General features: G+C 63.8%; 18 protein-coding genes. 8 read left to right on the top strand and 10 right to left on the bottom strand.

What is annotated here, in order from left to right; all coding sequences use genetic code 11:
- Positions 1–643 precede the first annotated feature (643 nt).
- The gene (locus ABID26_RS07170) at positions 644–1,375 is read left to right on the top strand and encodes a hypothetical protein (RefSeq protein WP_292345097.1); all 732 of its coding nucleotides are present in this window, start codon (positions 644–646) and stop codon (positions 1,373–1,375) included.
- A gap of 23 nt (positions 1,376–1,398) precedes the next feature.
- Here the strand turns inward: ABID26_RS07170 and ABID26_RS07175 are convergent, their stop codons facing one another.
- From ABID26_RS07175 to ABID26_RS07185, 3 genes are all read right to left on the bottom strand, one after another.
- Entirely contained in the window at positions 1,399–2,922 is a 1,524-nt protein-coding gene (locus ABID26_RS07175; protein WP_354414677.1) for a hypothetical protein, read from the bottom strand.
- Between the two features lie 72 nt (positions 2,923–2,994).
- Complete coding sequence (locus ABID26_RS07180) at positions 2,995–4,104, bottom strand: glycoside hydrolase family 5 protein (RefSeq protein ID WP_354414680.1); 1,110 nt, start codon at positions 4,102–4,104, stop codon at positions 2,995–2,997.
- A 20-nt stretch (positions 4,105–4,124) separates the two neighbouring features.
- Positions 4,125–6,275 carry a GumC family protein gene (locus ABID26_RS07185; RefSeq protein ID WP_354414683.1) on the bottom strand — a complete coding sequence of 717 codons (2,151 nt, stop codon included), beginning with the start codon at positions 6,273–6,275 and terminating at the stop codon, positions 4,125–4,127.
- 239 nt (positions 6,276–6,514) lie between these two features.
- On the opposite strand from ABID26_RS07185, the gene ABID26_RS07190 reads away from it, so the two are divergent.
- Together ABID26_RS07190 and ABID26_RS07195 are read left to right on the top strand one after the other, a co-directional pair.
- Positions 6,515–7,927: a lipopolysaccharide biosynthesis protein gene (locus ABID26_RS07190; protein ID WP_354414686.1), complete on the top strand. Its 1,413-nt coding sequence runs from the start codon at positions 6,515–6,517 to the stop codon at positions 7,925–7,927.
- A complete protein-coding gene (locus ABID26_RS07195; RefSeq protein ID WP_354414688.1) occupies positions 7,924–9,018 on the top strand; it encodes a glycosyltransferase family 4 protein in 1,095 nt (364 codons plus the stop codon). Before ABID26_RS07190 ends, ABID26_RS07195 begins: the two co-directional genes overlap by 4 nt.
- On the opposite strand, the gene ABID26_RS07200 is transcribed toward ABID26_RS07195, so the two are convergent.
- Positions 9,004–10,500, bottom strand: coding sequence for a glucosamine inositolphosphorylceramide transferase family protein (locus tag ABID26_RS07200; protein WP_292303340.1), 1,497 nt, complete (start codon positions 10,498–10,500; stop codon positions 9,004–9,006). The two genes, ABID26_RS07195 and ABID26_RS07200, sit on opposite strands and share 15 nt — an antisense overlap.
- Positions 10,501–10,753: 253 nt before the next feature.
- Between ABID26_RS07200 and ABID26_RS07205 the strand changes: the two genes are divergently transcribed.
- Entirely contained in the window at positions 10,754–11,911 is a 1,158-nt protein-coding gene (locus tag ABID26_RS07205; RefSeq protein ID WP_292303342.1) for a GNAT family N-acetyltransferase, read from the top strand.
- A 315-nt stretch (positions 11,912–12,226) separates the two neighbouring features.
- On the opposite strand, the gene ABID26_RS07210 is transcribed toward ABID26_RS07205, so the two are convergent.
- The 6 genes from ABID26_RS07210 to ABID26_RS07235 form a co-directional block, all read right to left on the bottom strand.
- Complete coding sequence (locus ABID26_RS07210; RefSeq protein WP_292303344.1) at positions 12,227–13,453, bottom strand: FAD-dependent oxidoreductase; 1,227 nt, start codon at positions 13,451–13,453, stop codon at positions 12,227–12,229.
- Positions 13,450–14,238, bottom strand: coding sequence for a WecB/TagA/CpsF family glycosyltransferase (locus ABID26_RS07215; protein ID WP_292303345.1), 789 nt, complete (start codon positions 14,236–14,238; stop codon positions 13,450–13,452). The genes ABID26_RS07210 and ABID26_RS07215 overlap by 4 nt, the downstream gene beginning before the upstream one ends.
- Before the next feature lie 420 nt (positions 14,239–14,658).
- Positions 14,659–15,360 (bottom strand): RraA family protein, encoded by a 702-nt coding sequence (locus ABID26_RS07220; protein WP_245460211.1) that lies wholly within the window; start codon positions 15,358–15,360, stop codon positions 14,659–14,661.
- Positions 15,360–16,475 (bottom strand): mannonate dehydratase, encoded by a 1,116-nt coding sequence (locus tag ABID26_RS07225; protein ID WP_292371343.1) that lies wholly within the window; start codon positions 16,473–16,475, stop codon positions 15,360–15,362. The genes ABID26_RS07220 and ABID26_RS07225 overlap by 1 nt, the downstream gene beginning before the upstream one ends.
- 2 nt (positions 16,476–16,477) lie before the next feature.
- Entirely contained in the window at positions 16,478–17,263 is a 786-nt protein-coding gene (locus ABID26_RS07230) for an SDR family NAD(P)-dependent oxidoreductase (protein ID WP_126098186.1), read from the bottom strand.
- Positions 17,264–17,274: 11 nt separating this feature from the next.
- Complete coding sequence (locus tag ABID26_RS07235) at positions 17,275–18,012, bottom strand: FadR/GntR family transcriptional regulator (protein WP_126098187.1); 738 nt, start codon at positions 18,010–18,012, stop codon at positions 17,275–17,277.
- Between the two features lie 184 nt (positions 18,013–18,196).
- Here ABID26_RS07235 and uxuA point away from each other — a divergent pair, with 184 nt between their 5' ends.
- The 4 genes from uxuA (at position 18,197) to ABID26_RS07255 (ending at position 22,557) form a co-directional block, all read left to right on the top strand.
- Positions 18,197–19,381, top strand: coding sequence for a mannonate dehydratase (gene uxuA, locus ABID26_RS07240; RefSeq protein ID WP_126098188.1), 1,185 nt, complete (start codon positions 18,197–18,199; stop codon positions 19,379–19,381).
- 121 nt (positions 19,382–19,502) lie between these two features.
- Positions 19,503–20,645, top strand: a complete 1,143-nt coding sequence (locus tag ABID26_RS07245; RefSeq protein ID WP_126098189.1) for an ABC transporter substrate-binding protein — start codon at positions 19,503–19,505, stop codon at positions 20,643–20,645.
- The gene (locus ABID26_RS07250) at positions 20,645–21,496 is read left to right on the top strand and encodes an IclR family transcriptional regulator (RefSeq protein WP_126098190.1); all 852 of its coding nucleotides are present in this window, start codon (positions 20,645–20,647) and stop codon (positions 21,494–21,496) included. Before ABID26_RS07245 ends, ABID26_RS07250 begins: the two co-directional genes overlap by 1 nt.
- A 29-nt stretch (positions 21,497–21,525) precedes the next feature.
- On the top strand, positions 21,526–22,557 hold the full coding sequence (locus ABID26_RS07255; protein ID WP_126098191.1) for a sugar ABC transporter substrate-binding protein: 1,032 nt from the start codon (positions 21,526–21,528) through the stop codon (positions 22,555–22,557).
- The last annotated feature ends 13 nt before the right edge of the window (positions 22,558–22,570 follow it).

Raw genomic sequence — 22,570 nt, forward strand, 5'->3', positions numbered from 1 at the left:
GTTCATCCGCTGCCGGAGAATAGGCCGTGCCGTCCGGGCAAAGCCGGAGCCAGACGCGATCGATCCTCCCCAAATCTTCTCTTGTGAAGACTATATTCACATATGAGATTTCGGTACAAGCGGGGTCGGCAGAAATTTTGGCTGTGCGGTCGCGCCGTCGATAGCGCCGTGTTGGTCGGGATAGCGGCAGCGTCCTGCGGTGGCTCGAGGGCTGATCGCAAAGGGCTGGGGCCAGGGGCAATCAGGAAAGGCGTGCAATGGCTCTCCACCGGATTACGCGAAAACAAATGATTATTAGTCGATCCTACAACCCTTAAATATCTTTGGAGTTGTAGAATTTGGAAGCTCAGGTGTGGCGGAGGAGCGCTGCACGGCGGCGTGAGATATGGCCAATAAAATTGGCTTCGACGGCGGTGTAATTCGTTAGTAATCGATCGTCAGGATAATACGGACCTCGACCATATCCGGTGCCTTTTTTCTTGAGTCGACCATGGCGGTTCTCGGTGCATTTCCTCCCGGTGTCGGCTGCCGACCCTTCGACGAGGGAGATTGGGAAGGCGTGGCGGATTGCCTGCACAGGGGCTTTCCGGAACGCAGCCGGGGCTATTGGATAGATGCGCTGACGCGTCTCTCGCAGCGGCCCGTGGTCGCCGATTTCCCGCGATATGGATTTGTCCTCGAGAAGTCAGGCCGGATCGTCGGCGCCGTGCTTACGCTTTATGCCAGGCACAGGAGCCTGGAGGGCGACGAAATCCGCTGCAATCTGTCGAGCTGGTCCGTGGACGCGGAGTTCCGGCCCTATGCCAGCAGGATGATCGCGACGGTCATTGCGCGCAAGGACGTGGTCTACATCAATATTTCTCCATCACCCGGGACCGTGAAGCTCAACAAAGCGTTCGGTTTTCGCCTGTTTTCCGGCGGACAGGTCGCCTTCCTTCCGGCTTTCAATTCCGTGCCGCCGTCGGACCGCGTGCTGGAAGTCCATGCGGAGCTCGCCGACATGGCTGAGCTCACCGACAATGAAAGATACATACTCCTGGAGCATGCGGCGCTGGGCTGCCTTTCGCTGATATGCATTTGCGATGGCGTAGCGCTGCCCGTTGTGCTCAAGCCGCGCCGGATCTTGCGTGGCCTCATTCCGTGCTGCCAGGTCGTCTACTGCCGTTCGCACGTGGACCTTGTCCGCTGTGCCGGGGCCCTGGGGCGCTTTCTCCTGCGGCGTGGAAAGCTGCTTTGCCTCGTCGATGCCATGGGGCCGGTTCCCGGTCTGTCGGGCAGGTATTTTCCGAAGAAGGGGATCAAGTATTTCAAGGGTCCGAAACAACCTTCGCCGGGAGACCTGACGTTTACCGAGATGGTGCTGTTCGGCTCCTGAACGACATCGCGCAGCCGGCTGAATCAGCCGGGCGAACCAGCTCTTGCCGCGGCGGCAATGCGCCAGCGTGTTCCGAGCGAGATCCCGGCGAGCAGCAGGCAGAAGGCGAGGGCGAGCGGGGAGTAGAACGCTTCCTCCTGCAGCACGGCGTTGGCCGAGATGGTGGCGATGCCGACAAAGCCGAACAGGAAATCAGGGTCGCCGGTTTCGATGAGCTGCCGCCGCAATGCCACCAACAGTGCCGCCAGGAAGCCGAAGAACACCAGGCTGCCTACGCCCATCTGGTAAAGCATGACGCCAACCGCGCTCTCGACCGGAACGGAGGCGGCACCCTCGGCCTGAGCGCTTTGCCAGTTGAGATTGATGCTCGTGCTCGACAGGTTGCCGCCGAGACCCAGTCCTTGGCCGAGCGGATCGGCCAGGAAGTCGCGCATGCCGGCGATCAGGCCGAGGACATGGTAGTCGCCATGCGTGGCGCCGTAGGCGATCGCCGCCGTCGTCCAGACCACGGCCAGGGCGATCGCGGCCATGAGCGCCAGACCGGCGCGGGCGGGGCTGTAGATGAGCCGCACGGCGATCGCGACGAAGAGCATGAAGGTGGCGCCCTTGGAGCCGATGACGAGCAGCAGCGGCAAGGCCGCAAGAGGCAGCAACCATCGTCCCCTGAAGAGAAGCCAGGCCGATATGATGCTCAAGGCGTAAGCATAGCTGATCGGATGGAAGTTGGGGCCGCCGATGCGGAAGACGCTCGGCAGGATGTCGTTGAACAGCGGCGTGTTGAAGAAGGTCGTGGTCATCACGTCCTCGATCCCACGGTAAACGAAACCCGTCTCCTTCAGCGCCTGCTCCCATACACCTGTCTCGACCTGTCGCGATATGCTGCGCTCGACATATTGGTCGCCATGGAAGAGCCCGAGGAAATCCATGGTGAAGGTCAGTTCCGCATAGCCATAGATGATCGCGCCGGCGCCAAGCCAGAGCATGCACTTGCGCAGGTCGACGGGATAAAGGCTGGCGGCAAGGACCGCAACGTGGAAGCAGGCCAACGGCGTGATCGTATTGCGGAAATAGACGACCGCGTCCTTGGGGCCGCCATGCACGACCCCGAGGGCGAAATAGAAACAAACCGTGCCGCACAGAACCATGCTCAGCAGCAACCATGGCCGCAATTCGGTCAGCGCGCGGACGCGGTGCTGAAACGAGGCGGCCAGGAAAATGCCGAACGCGGTCATCAGGATGATGAAGTTCGTGCCGCGCAGCGTGTCGAATGTGTCGTTGTCGGGAATGTAAGGGGTGAACCAGGCGACCACGAGGTTCTGGTAGAGGAAGGCGCAGATGATCAGCACGGGAACGCCCGAAGGCATCGCGTTCGCAATGATCAGCGTCAGCACGAATGTCGCGGCAATCCCGAACGGAGTCCAGACCGCAAACGAGGAGACGGCGAGCGCAACGACAAGCAGAGCCGTGCCGACATGCAGCACGGCTTCCGACGTGGCCCTGCTCGGCGCGCCCGGTCCGGCAGGCGAATAGGCCTGCGTCGTGCTCATTTCTGGCCCGTCCCGGTCATTGCTTGCTCCAGCAAGCGTTTATGGCGCCTGTCGTCCACGTCCGTTTCCCGCTTAACTGCCAAGGAGCGCGGCAATCATCGAGTCGTCGAAGCCTTCGACACTCTGCCTGCTCCTGATGAAGCCGAAACCCTGATCGAGTTCCCAATAGGTCCATGCCAAATGGTTCGCTTCCGCCGCCTTGCGCACGGCGCGCACCCAGGACTCCCGACTGTCGGCGTCCACGCAGAAATTGAGCACGCCGAATTCGTTCAGCATGACCGGGCAGCCGTGGGTCGCGGACCAGCGCGCCACGTCGGCAAAGTCCGCGGCGATCCGCGCCTCCGTCCAGGGCGCCGACAGTTCGTCCTCGACGAGGTTCGCGGCCTCTTCGTCGCCAGTGGCGCGCAGTTTGGAGAGCACCTGACTGACTGCCGGTGTTCCCCTTGTGGCGGGAAAGGGCAGGTTGGCGATGCGGGCGAGCGGCGAGGCATCCCAGTTCTCGCATTGATGGGTGAATGCCATGGGCGCGTAATAGTGAACGGCGGCAATCTGGTTGTCGTCGGCGAGCGGCGGCGTGTCGGCGATTTCCCAGATGCCCTGAAACCGCGCCGGTCCCCAGACCAGCGTGTGGAGCGGGCAGGTCGCTCGCAGCGTCGCGGCGATCTGTTCGCGCAGCGCCAGCCAGTTGGTTCGTTCCATGGGCGGCTCGTTCAGGAGCTCCGGATAGACCCAATCCGCCGGCAGATCGGCGACGACGACACGCAGCGCCGTCCAGGCCCGGAGCACCTGCCCGCCCGCGGCCTCGGGATCGTTCCGGAACGCCGCCACCAGCTTGCCCGAGGGGTGCATGTCGAGCAGGACGGAAAAGCCCAACCCGACAAGGTCCCTGATCCCGTTCTGGATGCGGCGAAGCGTTGCCGGGCCGCCGCTGGAGACGAGTTCGCCGTTTACCGGCAGCCGGATCGTTTCGAACCCCGCCTGGCGCAGCTTTTCAAGCGTGGCCGCGCCGGCAGCAGGGCCACCGTCGCGATCGAGCCATCCGGGAAGGTTGAAGCCGCGCGACGGGATGCGGGCGCCGGCCGTCGCCAGCGCGGCCGACCTGGGCAGGAGGGAGGTGGCGAAAAGGGCTCCGGCGGCGAGCGCCAGCGCACGTCGCCGTGACACCTTGGGCGGTGATGTCATCGATCCACCGCCTCCACGGCTCATCCGCGGGCGGCGGATATGTGGCGCCGTTCGCCCGTCGCTCGCGGACCGTCGATCGCTCCGGCCGGCCGCGCGCCATCCGGCGCAACAACAAGAGTGGCACTGCGGCCGATCTGGCCGGCGCCGAATTTCTGCGCGATGAGCTTGGCAGCCTCCGAAGGCTGTTCGGACGGGCTGAGCGCCAGAATCGCCAGGTCTGCCTTGGCGAAGAGTTCAGGATTCCAGCCGTCCTCTTTGAATGAAGGCACGGTCACGAGCACGAAATCGAATGCGCTCCCAGCCTCGGTCAGAATGCCGCGGAAGGTGTTGCGGTCCGCAACGCCAGGACTTTTCTCCGTCACGGAACTGCACACGACCGTCTGCAGACCGGTCGCGCCATCGATGAACAATCCGGCTCCGTCCGTCGTCGAGTTGGACAGATGATCGCCGATTTCCACCATCAGCACATTTTGATCCGCCCTTTGCATGCCGATGCCCAGCATCGCGCCCGCGATCCTTGCCTCGAAGCTGCTGCGTATCGACGACACGAGGATGACAAAGGGTTTGCCATGATCGTTCAAGTGCAGGATCATCTGCCGCATGATCTTCAGGACGTCGAGCGAAAGCGTTTCGTTTCCGGTCTGGAACAGCTGCTTCCTGATCGCCTTGATGTTGGAATAGGCGGTCCCGCCGGCAACGCCAGGCAGACGGTATTCGCCGAAATTGGCAGGCGTCGGCAGTGGCCGGGGGCTGACGGGCGTGCGGTCCGCGACCGGCTCCGGCGCGGCATCCTTCGGTGCCTGCGGATCCTCTTGCGGCTGCGGGATCGGACCAAGCGCAAGAGCGAGGCCGCATCCGGCGAGAAGCCCCAGAACGGCGCTCACCAGGAGAAGCAGGACGGGCTTCGGCCATGTCGGCTGGACCGGCGGCGAGGCGACGCCGATCTTGCGCGCCTCGGAAGTCTGCACGCCCTGCATCTGGGACGTTTCCTGGGCGCGCTTGAGATAGTCGTCGAGCACGGCGCGCGCGGCCTGCGCCTTCGATTCCAGTTGCCGCAGCTGCACCTGCGCGATGTTTGAGTCCGTGGACTGCTGACGCAGGGCTTCGAGCTTGTCCTGCAGCTTGCCGACATTCTGCACGGCAAGATCGTAGCTGGCCTTCAACTGCTGCCTTATCCGGTCGGCTTCAGCCGCCATCAGTCGCTGCAACCGCTCCAGTTCGGACTGAAGCCGTCCGATCGTCGGGTGACGCGGCCCGTACATGGTTTGCAAGCTGGCAAGCTCGGTGGCGCGCTGGTTGTAGTCGTCGCGCAATTTGCTGGCGGAAGTGGAGGTAAGAATGTCCGCCAGCTTGGTGAGCCCCGCCGGCGAATTGCCCGCCGCAAGCGCCTGGTTGTACCGGTCCTTGGCCCGATCGGCGTCGCCCTGGGCGGCTATCAGCTGTGCCGTGAGCTGATCGAGCTGCGACTGCAGCGTGCCGCCATCCGTCGAATTCACTATATTGTGTTTGGCCTTGAAATCCTCGACCGCTCGCTCTGCGTCGCTGACATCCTTTTGCAGGCCCGAGATCCTGTCTGTCAGCAGAGTATTCACGTCGCTGTTGGCGGTCTCGCGTTCTCCCACGAGGCCTGCCCGGTACTGGTCGACGATGGCATTGGCGATGCGCGCGGCCTTTTCCGGCGACGGCGACCTGAAGCTGACATTGATGACGTAGGTGAGTCCTTCGCGCTCCACCGATACCTTGCTCTGGAAGCGCTTGAAGGCGGCATCCTGCGTGGGGGTCGCGCCGGCTCCGAACAGCGACAACAGACGCGACATCATGCCGACGCCGGCGAATTCCGGATCACTGTCGAGCTTCTGGCTTTTGAAGACGGAACCTAGCAGGTCGGGCGACTGGATGACGAAGACCTGGCTGGCGATCGCGGCGCTGTCGGAGCCGATCCCGGGAAGCACGTTGTTGAAATTGGTCGCGCGCGTGTCGCGGGGATCGATCAGTATCGAGGCGGTCGCCGTATAGCTCGGCTTCGTCACCGCAAGATAGGAGAGCGCCAGCAGCACTGTCGCGCCGGCGATGGCAAGCACCATCAGGCGACGCGCCCAAAGGATGGCCCAGACGGCACCTATGTCGAACAAGGGCGGGAGAGAGCGCTCGTCGATACTGGCTGGCTTCATCATTTCCCTCATGCAGAGCCGCGATCTCACGCCCTCACGCGTCTCCACATTATTAAGGATTATCGTTAGCCATCCGTTAAGGGTGGCGGCGTGACGATGGGCTCTGCGTGGGCGATGCCGGTAACCATGCGAAGCGTTCGCGCTGGCGCGGTTGCGGCATTTTGCTTATGCAGGATTGGGTTTTGAGCGTCGTCGTAGGTGCGGGGTAGGCCCATCGCCGATCGTCTCAGGAGGCGACGTTGAAGGACAATACAGGGAACCGCGAGGCCGCCCAGGGGGCAGCGGCCAGCCCGGCGACCGACATGCGCATGTCGATCACAGCCCTCGCCAAGAGCGGCGCCGTGGCCGGCATCATCAAGCTTGCCAGCGCGGGCCTGTCCTTCCTCATGTTCGTGGCCGTGGCGATGGTGACGGACGAACGGGAGTTCGGCCTTTACAGCGCGACCTATGCCGGCGCGAGCCTGGTTTCCTTCTTTGCTTCGGTGGGCCAGCAGAGCACCGTGCTCCGGTTCTGGCCCCAATATGCCGGACTGGGCGACCTCGCCTCGGCTCACGGGCTGATGGCGCGCGCTATTCTGGTTGCGCTGGCCGGGCTTATCGGCACCAGCCTGCTCATCATCATGGTGGGATTCCTGCCCTTCATCGGCAGGGGAACGCCCGAATGGCTCCCGCTGTGTGTGGCGACCGCGGTGCTGTCCTTCTCGCTCGGCTGGTCGGAGTTTACCTCCGGCGCTTTCCGGGCCAAGAACGCGTTGATATCGGGCCTGTTGCCGCGGGATATCATCTGGCGCGCGGCGACGATCGCCGCCGTTCTGGCGCTGCATTTCATGCATGTGAAGATGGATGCGGTTACGGCAACGTACCTGACGGCACTGCTGCTCGTCCTCTCGGTCGTCCCGCAAACAATCATCCTGGCACGCGACACGATGCGGGCCGATCGCGGCGGTCTCACCGAAGGGCAAAAGCAGGAATTCAAGACCGTCACGCTTGGCCTATGGGGCGTCACCTCGCTGCCGCCCGCTCTCGGCCAGGTCAGCACGCTCCTCGTGGCGATGATCCTGGGGCCCGAGGCGGCCGGCGCGATCTTCGTTGCGGACCGGACCACCCGTTTCGTGACCCTCGCCCTCAACGGCCTGAACCAGGCGCTGGCGCCGCAGATATCGGCCGCTTTCTATAGCGGCGACAGGGCTCACGTGCAGCGCATCACCAGTCTCGCCGCGCTTGGCGGCTCGGCCATTGCGCTATGCGTTCTGGCGGCGTTCTGGATATTCGGCAGCTTCATCCTGTCCATATTCAATCCGGCCTATGCGACGCCGACCATGAGGGCAACGCTCGTCATCTTCGGCATAGGGGCGACATTCGGCACGGCCTGCGGCCCGATCGAAGTCCTGCTGCAGTTGACCGGTCTCCAGCATGCGCTGTTCAAAGTGCTTGTCGTCGTCAACCTCGTCGGACTTTGCGTGACGGCCGTGGCAACCTACTACCTCGGACCCATAGGCGCGGCACTCAGCATCGCCGGAACCGTGATCGCCTGGACGGCCTTCGGGGTGTCGATCCCCCGGCGCAGGATCGGCATCAACCCGTCGATCCTCGGCTTGTCTTTTGACAGGATCGGTCTCGTGCCGCATGTGCTCATGAGAGGGCGCACGTGAAGATAGTCCAGGTGCAGACCCAGGCGGAGGCGGCGGGGGCGCAACGCATCTCCGACATGGTGGGCGAGGGATTGCGGGCCCGCGGCCATGACGTGCGCACCGTCTTCATGTATCGCAAGACAGATGCCTATGACCGCGACCCCAATGCGGATTTTGTCCTGTCGGAACGCCCGCGCGGATTGCCGGGACAGATCCGGGCGACCATCGACCTGGCGCGATACCTGCGTAAGGCACGCCCCGACGCCGTCATCACCTACCAGCATTATGGCAATATCTTCGGCACGATCGGCGCCCGGCTGGCCGGAGTCAGGCACATCGTCGCAAACCAGAGCGGCGCCCCGCACAGCAAGGGCGTCATGGGGCTGCTCTCCCAGATCGACAAGCTGATGGGCATGGTCGGCCTTTACCAGGCGAATGTCGTCAATTCCGGCTGGACGCAAGCGCAGTTCGATTCCTACCCGCGATCCTACCGGCGGCGTATGCACCGCATCGATCACGGCGTTCCCGTACCGGGCGAGGAGTTCGACAAGGCAGCGGCGCGCGCCGCCTTCGGCCTGCCGCAGAGCGTATGGCTGGCTGTCTCGTCCGGCCGGCTGACGCCCATGAAGAACCAGATCGCGCTTGTCGGCGCGCTCGACCGGCTGCCCGATGTCCATGTCGCGCTCGCCGGCGCCGGGCCGGAGCGCGAGGCGCTCGTCGCCTTCGCCGAAAGCCACGGCGTGGCGAATCGCCTGCATCTCGTCGGCGAGGTTCCTCCGGCGCGCATCTTCGAATTCCTTGCTGCCGGCGATGCCTACGCGTTTGCGTCGATGACGGAGACCTTCGGCCTTGCCTGCGTCGAAGCGGCCATTTCCGGCCTGCCGGTCGTTGCGAGCAACCTTGACGTCATGCGCGAGGTGCTGACCGCGGAGGACGGCTCACCCGCCGCGCTGTTCGTCGAGGCCGACGCCGCCGGCATCGCTACGGGACTTGCCGATCTGTTTGCGCGGCCGGAATTCAAAGCCAGGCTTTCGGCCGCGGGGCGGCGGCTCCGCGACAAATATTCGCCGGCCAGGATGTGCGCGGGATACGAGGCGCTACTGCTTGCCTGACCGCTTGCGCACGGCGGCGATCCCGTCGATCACCTCCAGGCGGCCGGCCCGGTTGAGCGTGTGGATCTTCGGATAGGGCCAGTCGCCGGCGGCATCGATCGGCCGCGGCGCGGAGAGCCGCACCGCCTGCTGGTCGAGTTGCAGCAATTCGGACAGGCCAAGCCCGCCGCCATAACCCAGCGTTCCATCCTGAACCGGAAGGAGGATGCGGCCATCGCAGCTGCGGACGAAGGCGCCGCCGGGGCGAGCCATGCGATGGTCGATCAGGATCGGGTTCGCCGGATGCGGCCGCCATGGACCGGCGAGCGCGGGGGCGGAGAAAACCGCCAGCGTATCGGAAGTGCTTCCATGGCCGTCCCGGTCGGTAGCGAACAGCCAGAGCATGCCTTCATGCTCGAACAAGGTTGCGTCGGAAATCTCGCCTTCGACCAGCACGGTCTCGGCAACCCAGCCATCCGGGAAGCCCGAGGCGCGGTAGAGCGTCAGCTTGCCGCTGGCGCTCGCCTCCGGCAGCATCCAGATCACGCCGTCGCGCTCGAATACCTGCGGGTAGGAGAGGTGGTGGGCCTCCTCCAGCACGACACGAGGCGTCCCGGGGACACCGTTCGCGTCGAAGGCAACAACGGAGATGACCGCCTTGCCGGTGGCATGCGGATAGTCCTCGATGAAGACGAAAGGCCGACCCTGCCGCCAGAAAGGGAACGGGTCGGCATAGAAATGGTCGCCCAGGTCCGGCAGCACCGACCAGCCGGTGCCGAGCTTGCCTGTATCGGCGACGCCCGGCGCATCAGTGAAGCGGTAGCCGACGCGCCAATGCGCATGGCGGAAGCGTGCGCGCCGGAGTGCTTCCTGGCCCAGCCGCGGCAACGCGACGCCTAGATATGCCGATGTGAACCGGCCTCGCCGACCGCGAGCATGGGTTTCAGCGATCGGCTCCAGCGGCAACCGCCCCGCAGCGAACGCCCGGGCGACCGACCGAACCAAGGTTATGGCCCGGGCGAATACGTCCTCGGTGCCGAGTGCGGTGGATTCGCGCTTGTCCACCATCGGCCGCGCCTGGCCCACGACCGTCTTCGTGTCGAGGACGGCCTCGATCACCGGCAGCCGACCGGCCGCGACGGCAATTGCCGCCGAGAGATCGGCGCCCGATCCGTCGAACCGAACGCCGATTGTCGGAACGTCCGATGGGGTCGCATCGCCGGCGAGGTCGAGTCTCAGCGCGGCGGGGCGATTACCGGATCGAGCCTGGATTGCCTGCACCGCTGAGCCGAGAAGCGGTCCGGGCCGGCGGAAAAGACGTTGCTCGAACTGGAAGGCGGCTTTTGCCGCGGCCGGCCAGCTTGCCGGCTCCGGCCGATGCGCCACCGCGACATCGTGGCCGTCCGCCTCAAGCCGCTCTATGACAAGCTGCTGCCAGCGGCGGGGCGCCGATTGCGGAACAATGACCTCGATCGCCAGCATGTCTTCCCGTCCGGCTCTCATCGTGCTCGGGTTTCCGAGGAAGAAATGACTTGGCTGAAAAAGCTTACCTTGCGGTTACAGGCAAAGCCCGACGGCGCGCTTCCAGGCAAAAAATTCTTGGGGCCACGCACCGCAATCCGGTCGCCTTCCGGCCCTGTGCAACGCAACATTAGCACTTTGCGCATATACCAAGATTCCAACAATCCCGGCGATCGATCTTGACCTGAAGGCTAAGACGTCGTCGATAGGCCGCTGTCGCGCCGGTTCGGATCACATGTTTGAAGTCACTGCCGAGGATGTGTTCGATTTCCGCTCGACGGAATACGCCGAGCTGTTCGCTAGTTCGGCGGCGACCGCTTTTCAGCATCCCATATGGCTCGCGCAACTGTACGAGAGGCTCGTACGGCAAGGCGCCGCGACGCCGCTGATCATCCTCGTACGCGCGCGGGCAAGCGGGAAGCTTGCGATGGTCCTGCCGCTGGTGAGGCGCCGCTACACGCTGCTGAAGGCCGTGGAATTCGCGGATATGCGGGTCTCCGACTATGTGTCGCCGGTCGCCGATGAGGAGACCTTCTCCCGCATCCTCGCCGACAGCCACGCAGTCGCCGCCATCCGCAAGCATTTGCGGCCCTACGATCTCTTGCGCGTCGGCAAGCTGGCGGACCGCTCGCTGGCGATGGAGCGCTTGCTTGGCATCGACAAGCGCGACAGCATGGGCATGAGCGCCTATTCCAGCAAGCTGGAACCGACATTCGCCGGCTGGCGCGAGCACCGGCTGGACCAGTCCTATCGCAAGGAGCTCGACAAGAAGTCCCGGCAGCTCAACCGCATGGGCGAGGCGCGCTTCGAATGCGTGGACGGCGCGGCCGCCATCCGCACGACATTCGATGCCCTCAAGCTCTATCGCGGCAAACGCTTCGACGGGAGCAACGGTCCCGCCGACCTTCTGCAGATGCCCTCCTATTTCGATTTCTATCTGGCCGTCGCCAATGAAGGATGCGGCGGTTTCGCCCGCACCTACGCATTCTGGATGAACGGACGGCCGATCGCTGGCGCGCTCGGGCTCGAGCACCGCGGCTCGCTCCTGGTCATTCTCGGCGGCTTCGACGAAGCAGGCTACAGAAAACAGTCGATCGGCAGCCTGATGTTCGAGCAGATCGCCCGCGACTGTATCGAGCGTGGCGACCACCACCTCGATTTCACCATCGGCGACGAGCCCTACAAGCGCATCTTCGGCGGCCGGCCTTCACCGATGTGGCAAATCTACCGCGCGGGAAGCCCGCTCGGCTATGCGGCGCATCTGACGGTGGAGAAATTGCCGGCGGCCAAGGCATTGGCGCGGCGTATCCTGGAAGCCGCGCACGTCAAGAAGGCCAAGCCTTCTCCCGTGATGGTGCCGCCGGCCTCCGATGAGGCTGCCGAATCGTCCTGATCGATGCGTCGGGTTTGAACGCCTTAAAGCATGTCTCCCGAAAGTGGGTCCGGTTTCGGGACGAAGACATGCTTAAAATCAAGAACCTAAAGCAGGCTGCGTGAATCCTTTTTCACGCGACCTGCTTTAGGTGCGTTCAAGACCCCGTTCTATCGCGCCGTCATCTTCATGCCGGAGCCTGGCATCGAACGAAATGCGCTAAAGCCCGCCGCAACGGATTCAGGCGCCGCGCTTTAAGCCTTTGTTTTGATGCATGTCGTCTTCCCAAAACCGCTGCGCGGTTTTGGGCGACATGCATCGGCCGACGGTCCGTGATCAGGTGACGGCTTCGATTTGCGGCCGCTTGAGCCCGCGCAGCCTCGCGGCAAAGCTTGGGCTCACCTTGTCGATCTCGTGCAGGATGCGGCGGCGGCTGAAGTGAACCTGCCGGCGCGCGCGCCAGCGCAGGTCGGTGTCGATGGTCAGGCTGCGGCGGAAATTCGCCATCTCGAGTCCCCGCTCATCCATCGCCTGCTTCATGGGATCATCATAGAAAGTGGCGATCTTTGCCGCCGCCATGCCAGGCGATGCCATCCACTGCGGCACGTGCACCATGCACAGGCGTTCGACGTCGGTGAGCAGCCGGCTGACCCCTGTTCCGGCGGCGGGACAGGATGTCTGATAGGCATCTCCGATCAGCACGACGCCATCGCGCTTGCAATTCTCGGCGACGGTGATGTCGGTGAGCCAGCTCGAGACACGGTCGATGACCTCGAAATCGCCGAATGTGTTGATCAGACCGGGAAGCGTTTCGATGAGCGTCTCGCGAGGGCGGTCGCGCAGCGCCTTGACCCACGGGTCGGTGTGGTCCCGGAAAACAAAGAGATTGGCGCGGGTAACACCGCCGGCCGGGAAGAAGTTGAGGTAGTCGATCCCGTCGGAGACCCGCTCGCCGTAATAGGTCAATGCCGGATGCTTGAAGGCGCTCGCGCCCGCCGGCCGGACATTGAAGCCGAAGGTCAGCGATTGGCGCTGGTGGACGAAGCGGCGCTCGATACCGACGTCACGCCGCAGGATGTCTCCCATGCCGGTGGCGAGCACAAGCAGGCGAGCCGTCACGTCCGGCTGGCCGATGATCGACACACGCTGCCGCTCGGGCCCAGCCTCTACCGCGCTTACCCGGCCGGCGACGAAACGTACGGTCTTGGGCAGCTCGGCCCGCATCGCCGCGACGAGGTCGTCGTAGAAAATGCCGTAGTGGCGGGCGCGCGTGCGGTCGAGCACACGCCCCTTGCGCACGTTGACGATCTCGTCGAAGGCCGCGGCCGCCGCCGAGAGACTGTCGAGGAGACCGATCCGGCGCAGCTTGTCGATCTGGTCGCCGGCGATCTTCTCGACGCGGAACTCGCGCGGAAAAACGGGGTGGCGGTCGATCAGCGTGACACGGTAACCCGACCGCCCAAGTAGGGTCGCGGCAAGCGTTCCGGAGAGCCCGCCGCCGACGATAGCGATCTCCGTATCGGTTCCCGCCGGCAGCGGACCAAGCGATTGTTCGGCGGTCATTGCGAATACCTCAGGAGGGCATAGAGGGCGCGGGGATTGGTGGTGAAATAGCGCCAGAAGAGCCGGCGCGGCTCCATGAGCATGCGCCAGAGCCATTCGAAGCCGGCCTTCTGGACCCAGAGCGGCGCGCGCCGGACCTTGCCGGCGATATGATCGAAGAGCCCGCCGGAGGTCTTGATCACGCCGACATTCGAGAGCCGCGACGCAAAATCGCGGACAAAAATCTGCTCGCGCGGAACGCCGAGGCCCAGCCACAGTATGTCCGGCGCAAGCGCGTTGATCTCATCGAGCTTTTTCTCGAGCGCCTGGCCGGAAAGATAGCCGTGGCTGTGGCCGACGATGCGCAGGCGCGGGTAGCTGGCCTTGATGGCGGCCACGGCGTTGGCGTTCCCGGCCTCCGTCGAGCCCAACAGGTAGAAGGTCGTGGCCTCGTTCTCGGCGAGCTTTGCGACGTCGTGGAACAGATCGGTGGTCGCCACCCGTTCGGGCAGCGGCGTGCGGCACAAAAGGCGCGAGGCAAGAACAAGCGGCTGGCCGTCGGCGAAGATCTGGTCGGCTTCGCGGAAGAGGGCAGCTATTTCCGATTTCGCACGCGCCTGGGCGATGACCTCGCCGTTGGCGGAGGTGAAATAATACGGACGGCTGCCGTGGCGGTGTTGCCGCGCCGCTGCGATCATCAGCCGGGCGGCGCCCTGCCGATCAATCACGGTGACGGGCAGCCCGCCCAACTGCACCGTCGGCAACGCAGGCAGGTCCTGCCGGGAAGGCGCTGCTTCCAGCTTCATTACGGCGTTCACGCTGGTGTGCCCGGTGGAAGTCTGATGCTGCAACCGGAGGAAATGAGAAGTCTCATGATTCGCGGGCGTCAAATGTTGGCTGGGATAGAGCGGATCCGATCCGCCGGTCGTAGCGCCGTCTTCTTCAAAATCCTTTTTTGAATTCCCTAAAACTTTTCGCATAGGAGAAATCGCCCCATTCTCCGATATTCAAACTACCCCCTTCATGGGCACCATAAGTAAAAAAATCAAAATGTTAAGCGATATATTAATAGTTAGTTAATATGTAAAAATTGAATTGAAATATAAATTAATTTAATTATTTTGGATGCAATCGCAGCTTGTTTTTTCGCCGTTTGAAGTTGCAATTTGTCCCAGACGAATGGCGATGCGCTGGTCGCGGCCGCTGCGGCACGCCTCAGGCCGCTGTCACATGATGCCGAAGGTCTTGTAAGCGTCCACCGCGCTCATCCCCTCGCGGATCGCCTTGGCGACGAGCTTTTCTCCGCGAACCTTTTCAAGGGCGAGCCGCACGACCTCTTCCTCGGCTTGCCGTGGGATAACGAGGACACCTTCCTTGTCGCCGAAGAGGAGCGTTCCCGGCTCTACGCGCACACCGCCGATCTCGAGCGCGCAGCGATAGTCGATGACCTTGCCGCGCACGCCCTGATCCTGTGCGTAGTAGCCGGTGCAGAAGCAGGGGAAGCCCAGCGCCTTGATGCCATCCGTATCGCGGGCGAAGCCGTCGAGCAGCGCGCCGCGTGCGCCGAGGATCTTCGCGCGCGTCGACATCAGCTCTCCCCACAGCGCGTAGCGGGGCGAGGCGCCGCTGGCGACGTAGATTTCGCCGGGCTTCAGCTCATCGAGCGCTTCGAACATAAGCCCGAACGGCTTGGTCATCAGCGGATCGCGTGTCGGCTCGTTGGACGGAAAGATGTCGGTTTCGAGCACCGGCATGGCCCGGCCGAGCAGCCGCGTCTTCTCATCGACAGGCTTGAACACCGGCGGCAGGAACTGATGCTGCAGCCCAAGCATGTCCATCACGTCGCCGACCACCGCGACGAAAAGTTCTTCCTCGAACCGGCGGTACATTTCAGCATCGTCGGCATAGAGGCGCGTCGGTCTCGTCATCAAGCTTGCATCCGGATGTTGGTGGCTTGGGCGGTGCGGGAAAGTCCCAGCGCCGCGGCGTTCTGCACCAGCGCGCGCATATAGCCGAGCGCGAAGGCCTTGCCCGCATGCCAGGGCGCGTCGCAGGACATTTCCGGCGTGTGGTCGGGGATGATGACGCCATCATAGCCCTCGTCGCGCAGGATGCGGACGATCTCGGCCATGTCGATGTCGCCGTCATCGACGAAGGTCTCGTGATAGTTCGGCACCTTGCCGCGCACGTTGCGGAAATGGATGTAGCCGATGCGCTTGCGCCGGGCGAAGCGCCGGACATGCCCGTAAATCTCGTCGGTGCCCGGCATCTCCTGCAGCGAGCCGAGACAGAGCTCCAGCCCGTTGGACGGCGACTCGACGATGTCCATCAGCCGGTCATATTTCTCCGGCCGGTTGACGAGCCGTGCCGTGCCGCGCAGCGCTTCGGCCGGCGGATCGTCGGGATGCGCGGCCAGCACCACGCCGGATTCCTCGGCCACCGGAACGACTTCGCGCAGGAAGGTGCCGAGCCGCTGCCAAAGCTCATCGCTGCTCACCGTCACCGGTTCGGCGCCCGGCCGACCGGCTCGGTAGCGCATGTTCCAGACGACGCCGTCGGGCAGCGGCAGATTGGGATCGATGGCCGCAAGATCGAGCCCCACGGACATCGCCTCACCGCGCGCAAACGGTCCGCGCGACCAGCCCCAGACGCCGGCAATGGAGAAGTTGTAGCCGATGCACGGAATGCCGGCGCGCCCGGCGTCGCGGATCAGGCGCTTCAAGCCTTCGATCTGCTTTACCCTGTCGGGGCCGTCGAGCAAAACATCGGACCAGAAACGGGGCGAAAAATTCTCGATCGCGGCGATTTCCAGACCGTTGTCGCGTACTGTCTTCACCAGGCCGGCGAAGTCCTCATAGCCCCAGAGCTCATCGGTGGAGCAGTCGCCCCAGCCTTCCTTCTCGCTGCCGGCGGACAGCGAAGGATCGCGCCCGCGAAAATAATTGGTGAGGTGGGCAACGATGTGCGTGGCGCCTGCCTGACGTGCAAAGCGGAAATTGTCCGGCGTCAGCGATTCCCGGTAAAGGCCAAGACCGATCTTCATGGTTACTTCACACCGATGCCGGCGGTCAGACCGCCATCTATTTTGTAATCCGCGCCGGTGCAGAAGCCGGCCTTCGACGAACAGAGAAAGGCGATGAGCTCCGCCACTTCCTCCGGCTCGCCGATACGACCGAGCGGATGGGCCGCGCCGAAGCGCCTGTAGGCTTCCTCGACGTCGGCATTGCTGCCGTTTTCGCCGCGCGCGGCCTTCTCGAGGATCGGCGTGCGGATCGAGCCAGGGCTGACGGAATTGACCCGAATGCCGGCCGCCGCGTAGTCGAGCGCCAGCGAACGCGTCAGCGTGTGGATGGCGCCCTTGGTCGTGGCATAGGCGACGACGTTCTGCTGACAGGCGAAACCCTGCACCGAGGCGACGTTGACGATCGCGCCGCCACCGCGGCGGATCATTTCCGGGATGCCGAAATGGGCGGTCAGGTAGATCGAGCCGACATTGACCGACATCGCCTTGTTCCAGGTCTCGAAATCGGTGCTGGTCGCAGTCCCGTACGGATGGACGGCCGCCGAATTGACGATCACATCGAGGCCGCCGAAGCGTCCGACACCGGCGGCGACGGCGTCGCGAACCTGGTCGGAGACGGAGACGTCGGTGTCGATGACCAGCACGCCGGCCTCGGAGCTTTCCAGTTCCGCTCTCATCGCCGCATTGGCTGGGCGGTCGATGCCGCAGGCGATGATCGCGGCGCCCCCTGCCGCAAGGCGCCTGGCGGTTGCGAGACCAATTCCGGTCGTGCCGGTCACCAGGGCGATCTTGCCTTCAAAATCCTTCATTGCGAACTCCTTCAGTCACTGTCGGAAGCCGGCTCTTCCGGCAGGAATCGCAGGGCGAAATCGAGGTGGCGGCTGCTCAGGTAGGCGTAGGCCAGCCTGTCGCGCGCACGCAGGGCGGCGATGATCTCGCCATGCGCGGCGCGGGTGTCGGCCAGCACCGGGCGCATTTCCTTGCCGATGGTCATGATCCGCAGGATCACCGGGGACAGGAAGGAATACATATCCGTCAGCATGCGATTGTCGGCCAGCGCGACCAGCGCCATGTGGAAATTGAAATCGTTCTCGGCGGCCTCCTCGATCGAGCGGCTGTCGACGATCCGGGCATTGATCTCGTCGAGCGCCTCGATCTGTTCGTTCGTGGCGTTAAGCACGATGTGGTCGCCGATACCGACCTCGATGATGCGCCTGAAGCCCTGGATATCGGCGAAGGACGAGCGCGAGACATCCATATGCGCGGCGAAGAAATTCTGGATGGCGATGCTCTGCCCGTCGGCGAGCACGGCGCCGACGCGGGGTTTTGGTTCGATCAGCCCGTAGGTTCGGATGGTGCGCAACGCCTCGCGCACCGTGTTGCGGCTGGCGCCGGTGATCTCGCTGAGCTCGCGCTCCGTCGGCAGCACGTCGCCGACATTCAACCGCCGCGCGCGGATGAGGTCGAGGATCCGCCCGGCCGCGACGTCGACCGCGGAGCTGCCGCCGGCGCGGCGGGCGACGACATTGTCGCGCGCCACCTGAGAGTTTTCCGACATCGATCCTCCTAATTGTTGGACCACAATATCGTAAGATTTCGGGAAAACAACCGCTCTGGGCCATGTCAGCGAATTTCCTACGCCTTTTTGCGAAAAGATAATCGCCGTGAGCGCCGCAATTTTTAATTTGACTTGCATTGTGGTCCAACAATAAGTTGCCGGCCTCTCACGGAGGAGAACGACAATGGAACAGTGCTGGCGCTGGTATGGCCCGGACGATCCGGTGACACTCGATCACGTCAAGCAGGCGGGCGCGACCGGCGTCGTGTCGGCCTTGCACGACATCTATGACGGACGCGCCTGGCCGCTGGAAAACATCCTGGAGCGCAAGCGGATCATCGAGGCGGCAGGGCTGACCTGGTCGGTCGTCGAGAGCATTCCCGTCCATAACTCGATCAAGATCGGTTCGCCGGAACGGTCCCGCTATGTCGGCTTCTACAAGGACACGATCCGCGCGCTGGCGAAGACCGGCATCGCCACGATCTGCTACAATTTCATGCCTGTAGTCGACTGGACCCGCACGGATCTGGCGTATCGCCTTCCGACGACCGGTTATGCGTTGCGCTTCGACGCGATCGATTTCGCGGCTTACGACTTGTTCGTGCTGAAGCGCAGGAATGCCGAGGCCGGCTACGCGCCCGCCCGCATCGCCGAAGCGGAAGCGCGGCTGAAGGAACTCGGCAAGGAGAAGATCGACAGGATCGAGCGCAACCTCATCGCCGGCCTGCCGGCCACCGAGCGCAGCTACAACCGCGACAGTTTTCGCGAGGCATTGGCCGAATACGATGCAATCGGACCGAAGGAATTGCGCGACAATCTCGCCTGGTTCCTGCGCGAGATCATTCCGGTGGCCGAACAGGAAGGGGTGCGCATGTGCATCCATCCCGACGACCCGCCCTTCTCGCTCTATGGCCTGCCGCGCGTCGTTTCGACAGCCGAGGATGCGCGCTTCATCCTCGACGCCGTCGACAGTCCGGCCAATGGGCTGACTTTCTGCACCGGCTCCTACGGCACGCGCGCCGACAACGACATCGTCGCCATGGTCAAGGAATTCGCCGGCCGCATCCATTTCGTCCATCTGCGCAACGTCACCATCGAGGACGACGGCTCGTTCCACGAGGCCGAGCATCTCGAGGGCGGGACCGACATGGCGCATGTCATCCTCGCCTTGATGCAGGAGGAGGCGCGCCGCCGCTCGGAAGGCCGCGCCGACTGGCGCATTCCGATGCGGCCGGACCACGGACATCTGCTCGCCGACGACATCGGCAAGACCAGGATCAATCCCGGCTACTCGCTGATCGGCCGCCTGAAAGGCCTCGCCGAGTTGCGCGGCATCATGCGGGCTGTCGAGCGGTTTGGGCTGGCTTGAGGCTGTGGCTGGCCGGGGGAGCGCTGTTTGCGTATGTAAAAACTATTTGCTCAGGTAAAAATACCTGCTACTGATTTGCGAGCCGGGCAACAGGCCCGGTTCCAGGGAGGAATTGCCGGATATGACAAGACTGCGCGGTCTTGCGTGGGATCATCGACGTTGCTGGGGTCCGCTGGACGCCAGCGTCGGGCCGTATTGCGCCGCCAATCCCGGCCTGGAAATCGAATGGGATCGCCGCAGTCTCTATGAATTCGGCGAAGGCGCGCTCGGCCCGGTGCTCGGCAAGTACGATCTGGTCGTGTTCGACCATCCCTTCATCGGCGACATCGCGCAGGACGGGCTGATGGTGCCGTTCGACGCCTATCTGTCGGCGGAGCAGATCCGCTTCTTCGAGCAGGATTCGGTCGGTCCGTCCTGGCGGTCCTACGAGAAGAACGGACGGCAATGGGCATTGCCGATCGATGCCGCCTGCCACGTAGCGTCATATCGTCCGGACCTCCTGGAGCGCTACGGGCCGGTGCCCCGTACGCATGAAGAGGTCGTCGATCTCGGCCGGCTGGCGCGCAAGGACGGGAGATGGCTCGGCCTGCCTTCCGTGCCGACGGATGCCATGTGCCTGCTTCTGACGCTCTGCCATCCGCAGGAGAACGGCGAGCAATTCATCGCCAGGGAGATGGTCGAGCAGGCCGTGGCACAACTGCGCGAGCTTGCGGCGTTGTCACATCCCAACTCGTCCAAATGGAATCCGATCCGCTGCTACGACCACATGATCGCGCATGACGACGTGGTCTATGTGCCCTTCGCCTTCGGCTATGTGAATTACGCGTCGAAGACCGACGGGCCGTATCTGCGCTTTGCCGACGTGCCGACGACGCGATCGGCCGGCGCCCTGCTCGGGGGCGCCGGCATCGGCGTCAGCGCCCAGTCGAAGCACAAGCGGGAGGCGATCGACTACGCGCTGTTCCTGTGCTCGCCCGAATATCAGCGCGGCGACTATGTGAGATCGGGCGGACAGCCGGGATCGCTGGCCGCCTGGAAGGACGCCGAGGTCAATCGTTTCGCCGGCGATTTCTTCTCATCGACGCTGCGCACGATCAGTTCGTCCTATCTGCGCCCGACGAACCCGGGCTTCATCGCCTTCTTCCGCGAATGCGCGCCGCGCGCGGCTGCTGCTATCGCCGGCGATATCGCGGCTGCCGAACTGGCCGAGCACGTGAACCGTCTCTGCCGCGAAACCAGGCAACCGGAACGGAGCGTCGCGTGATGGCTGCCGGCATTGCCGAAACGATCGACGAGGGCGAAAGCGGCCGCAACGGCTATCGCGTGCCGGCGGTGGAGAAGGCGCTCGACGTCCTGGAGTTCATGGCTGCAAGCGCCGAAGCGCTGACCCAGACCGAGATCGCGACCGGTCTCGGCCGCTCCATCCACGAGATCTACCGCATCCTCCTACTCCTGGAGAAGCGGGGCTATATCTTCCGCACGCAATCGGACCGCTTCCGGCTGTCGCTCAAACTGTTCGAATTGGCGCATATGCATCCGCCGGTGAACCGCCTGGTCGAATGCGCGCTGCCGGTGATGCGCGAATTGACCGCCAATGCCGACCAAAGCTGTCACCTGGTGGTGCGCGAGGGACAGAACGCGCTGGTGGTGCTGCAGATCGATTCACCGCTGCCGATGCGCTATTCGGTTGCGCTGGGATCGCATTTCCCGATCCTCGAAACCAGTTCCGGCGCGGTCCTGCTCGCCCACTCGAATCGGGCCGAGCGCGACCGCATCGTCGAGCGCATCGTGGCCGCCGGCGAAGGCCAGGGAACGCGGGCGGAAATCGAGGCGCGGCTGAACGAAGTGGCCAGGCTCGGCTACGAGATGCGCGCTTCCTTGGCCGTCGAGGCCTGCACCAACATCTCCATGCCGGTGCGCGATCACACCGGCGCCGTCATCGCCGCGCTCACGGTGCCGCTCTTGCCGCAGAAGGCGGCGCGCTTCGACCGCGAAACCGTCTTCGAACGCACCCGCGCCGCCGCCGAGAAGATATCGGCCGCGCTCGGCTGGGGCGAATCCACCTCTTCGTTGCATGCCGACCCGGAACGGCGGGACTACCCGTTCAGCGACTGACAAAAAGCGAAAAAACCTGGGAGAAGGAAATGCACTGGACCAAGTCAATCCTATTCGCATCCGCGGCCGTACTGGCCCTGGGCGCCGCCGCGGCGCATGCCGAGAACATGCCCAAGCGCATCGGCTACGTCACCAACTACGCCACCCATGAGTGGTACCAGAACGTCATCAAGGGCATGAAGGCGCGCGCCAAGGATCTCGGCATCGAGTTCGAGGTGCAGGACGCCAATCTCGACATCGCCAAGGAAGTGTCGGCCGCGGAAGACTTCATGGCCAAGGGCGTCGACGTGCTGATCATCACGCCCGTCAACGAGGAGGGCGTGGTGCCGTTGCTGCGCCAGGCCAAATCCAACAACATCCCGGTCGTGCTGGAAGGCAACCCGGTCAAGGGCATGACCACCATGGTCGCCATCTGCGACTACGACACCGGCTACATGTCCGGCGTCGAGGCCGGCAAATACGCCAAGGAAAAGCTCGGCGGCGTCGCCAAGGTGATGAATGTCGGCCTGCCGCTGCTGTCCGCCACGGTGCTGCGCTCGCATGGCTTCATGGACGGGCTGAAGACGATCATCCCCGACGCGGTCATGGTCCACGACCTCGACGGCGGCGGCAATCCGGACCGCGCGCTCGAAGTCTCTTCGGCGGCGCTGGCCAAGAATTCCGACATCAACATCATCTACGGCATCAACGATTCCTCCTCGCTGGGCGGCCTGCAGGCCTGGAAAGCGGCCGGCAAATCGCAGGACGGCCTGCTGACGGTCGGCACCGGCGGCGAAGGGCTTGCCTTCATCAACGCGATGCAGAACGAGCCGTCCTACCGCATCGAGGCGGCGATGTTCCCGGAAAAGGAGGGGTTCACCGCCATCGATGCCGCGGTCAAGCTCTTCAACAGCGAGGAAGTGCCCGAGCACATCGTCAGCCCGACCGCACCGATGGCCGGCGAGGACTGGAAAAAGTTCTATGATTACGACGGCACCACCCGCACCATCAAATGGGACGCCGTCAATGCGCTGCAGCCGCCGGCAAAGTGCATGAAGACCTCAGCCGACCTAAAGAAATAGGCTGATCGACACG

Source organism: Mesorhizobium shonense (genome assembly GCF_040545255.1).
GTDB lineage: Bacteria > Pseudomonadota > Alphaproteobacteria > Rhizobiales > Rhizobiaceae > Mesorhizobium > Mesorhizobium shonense.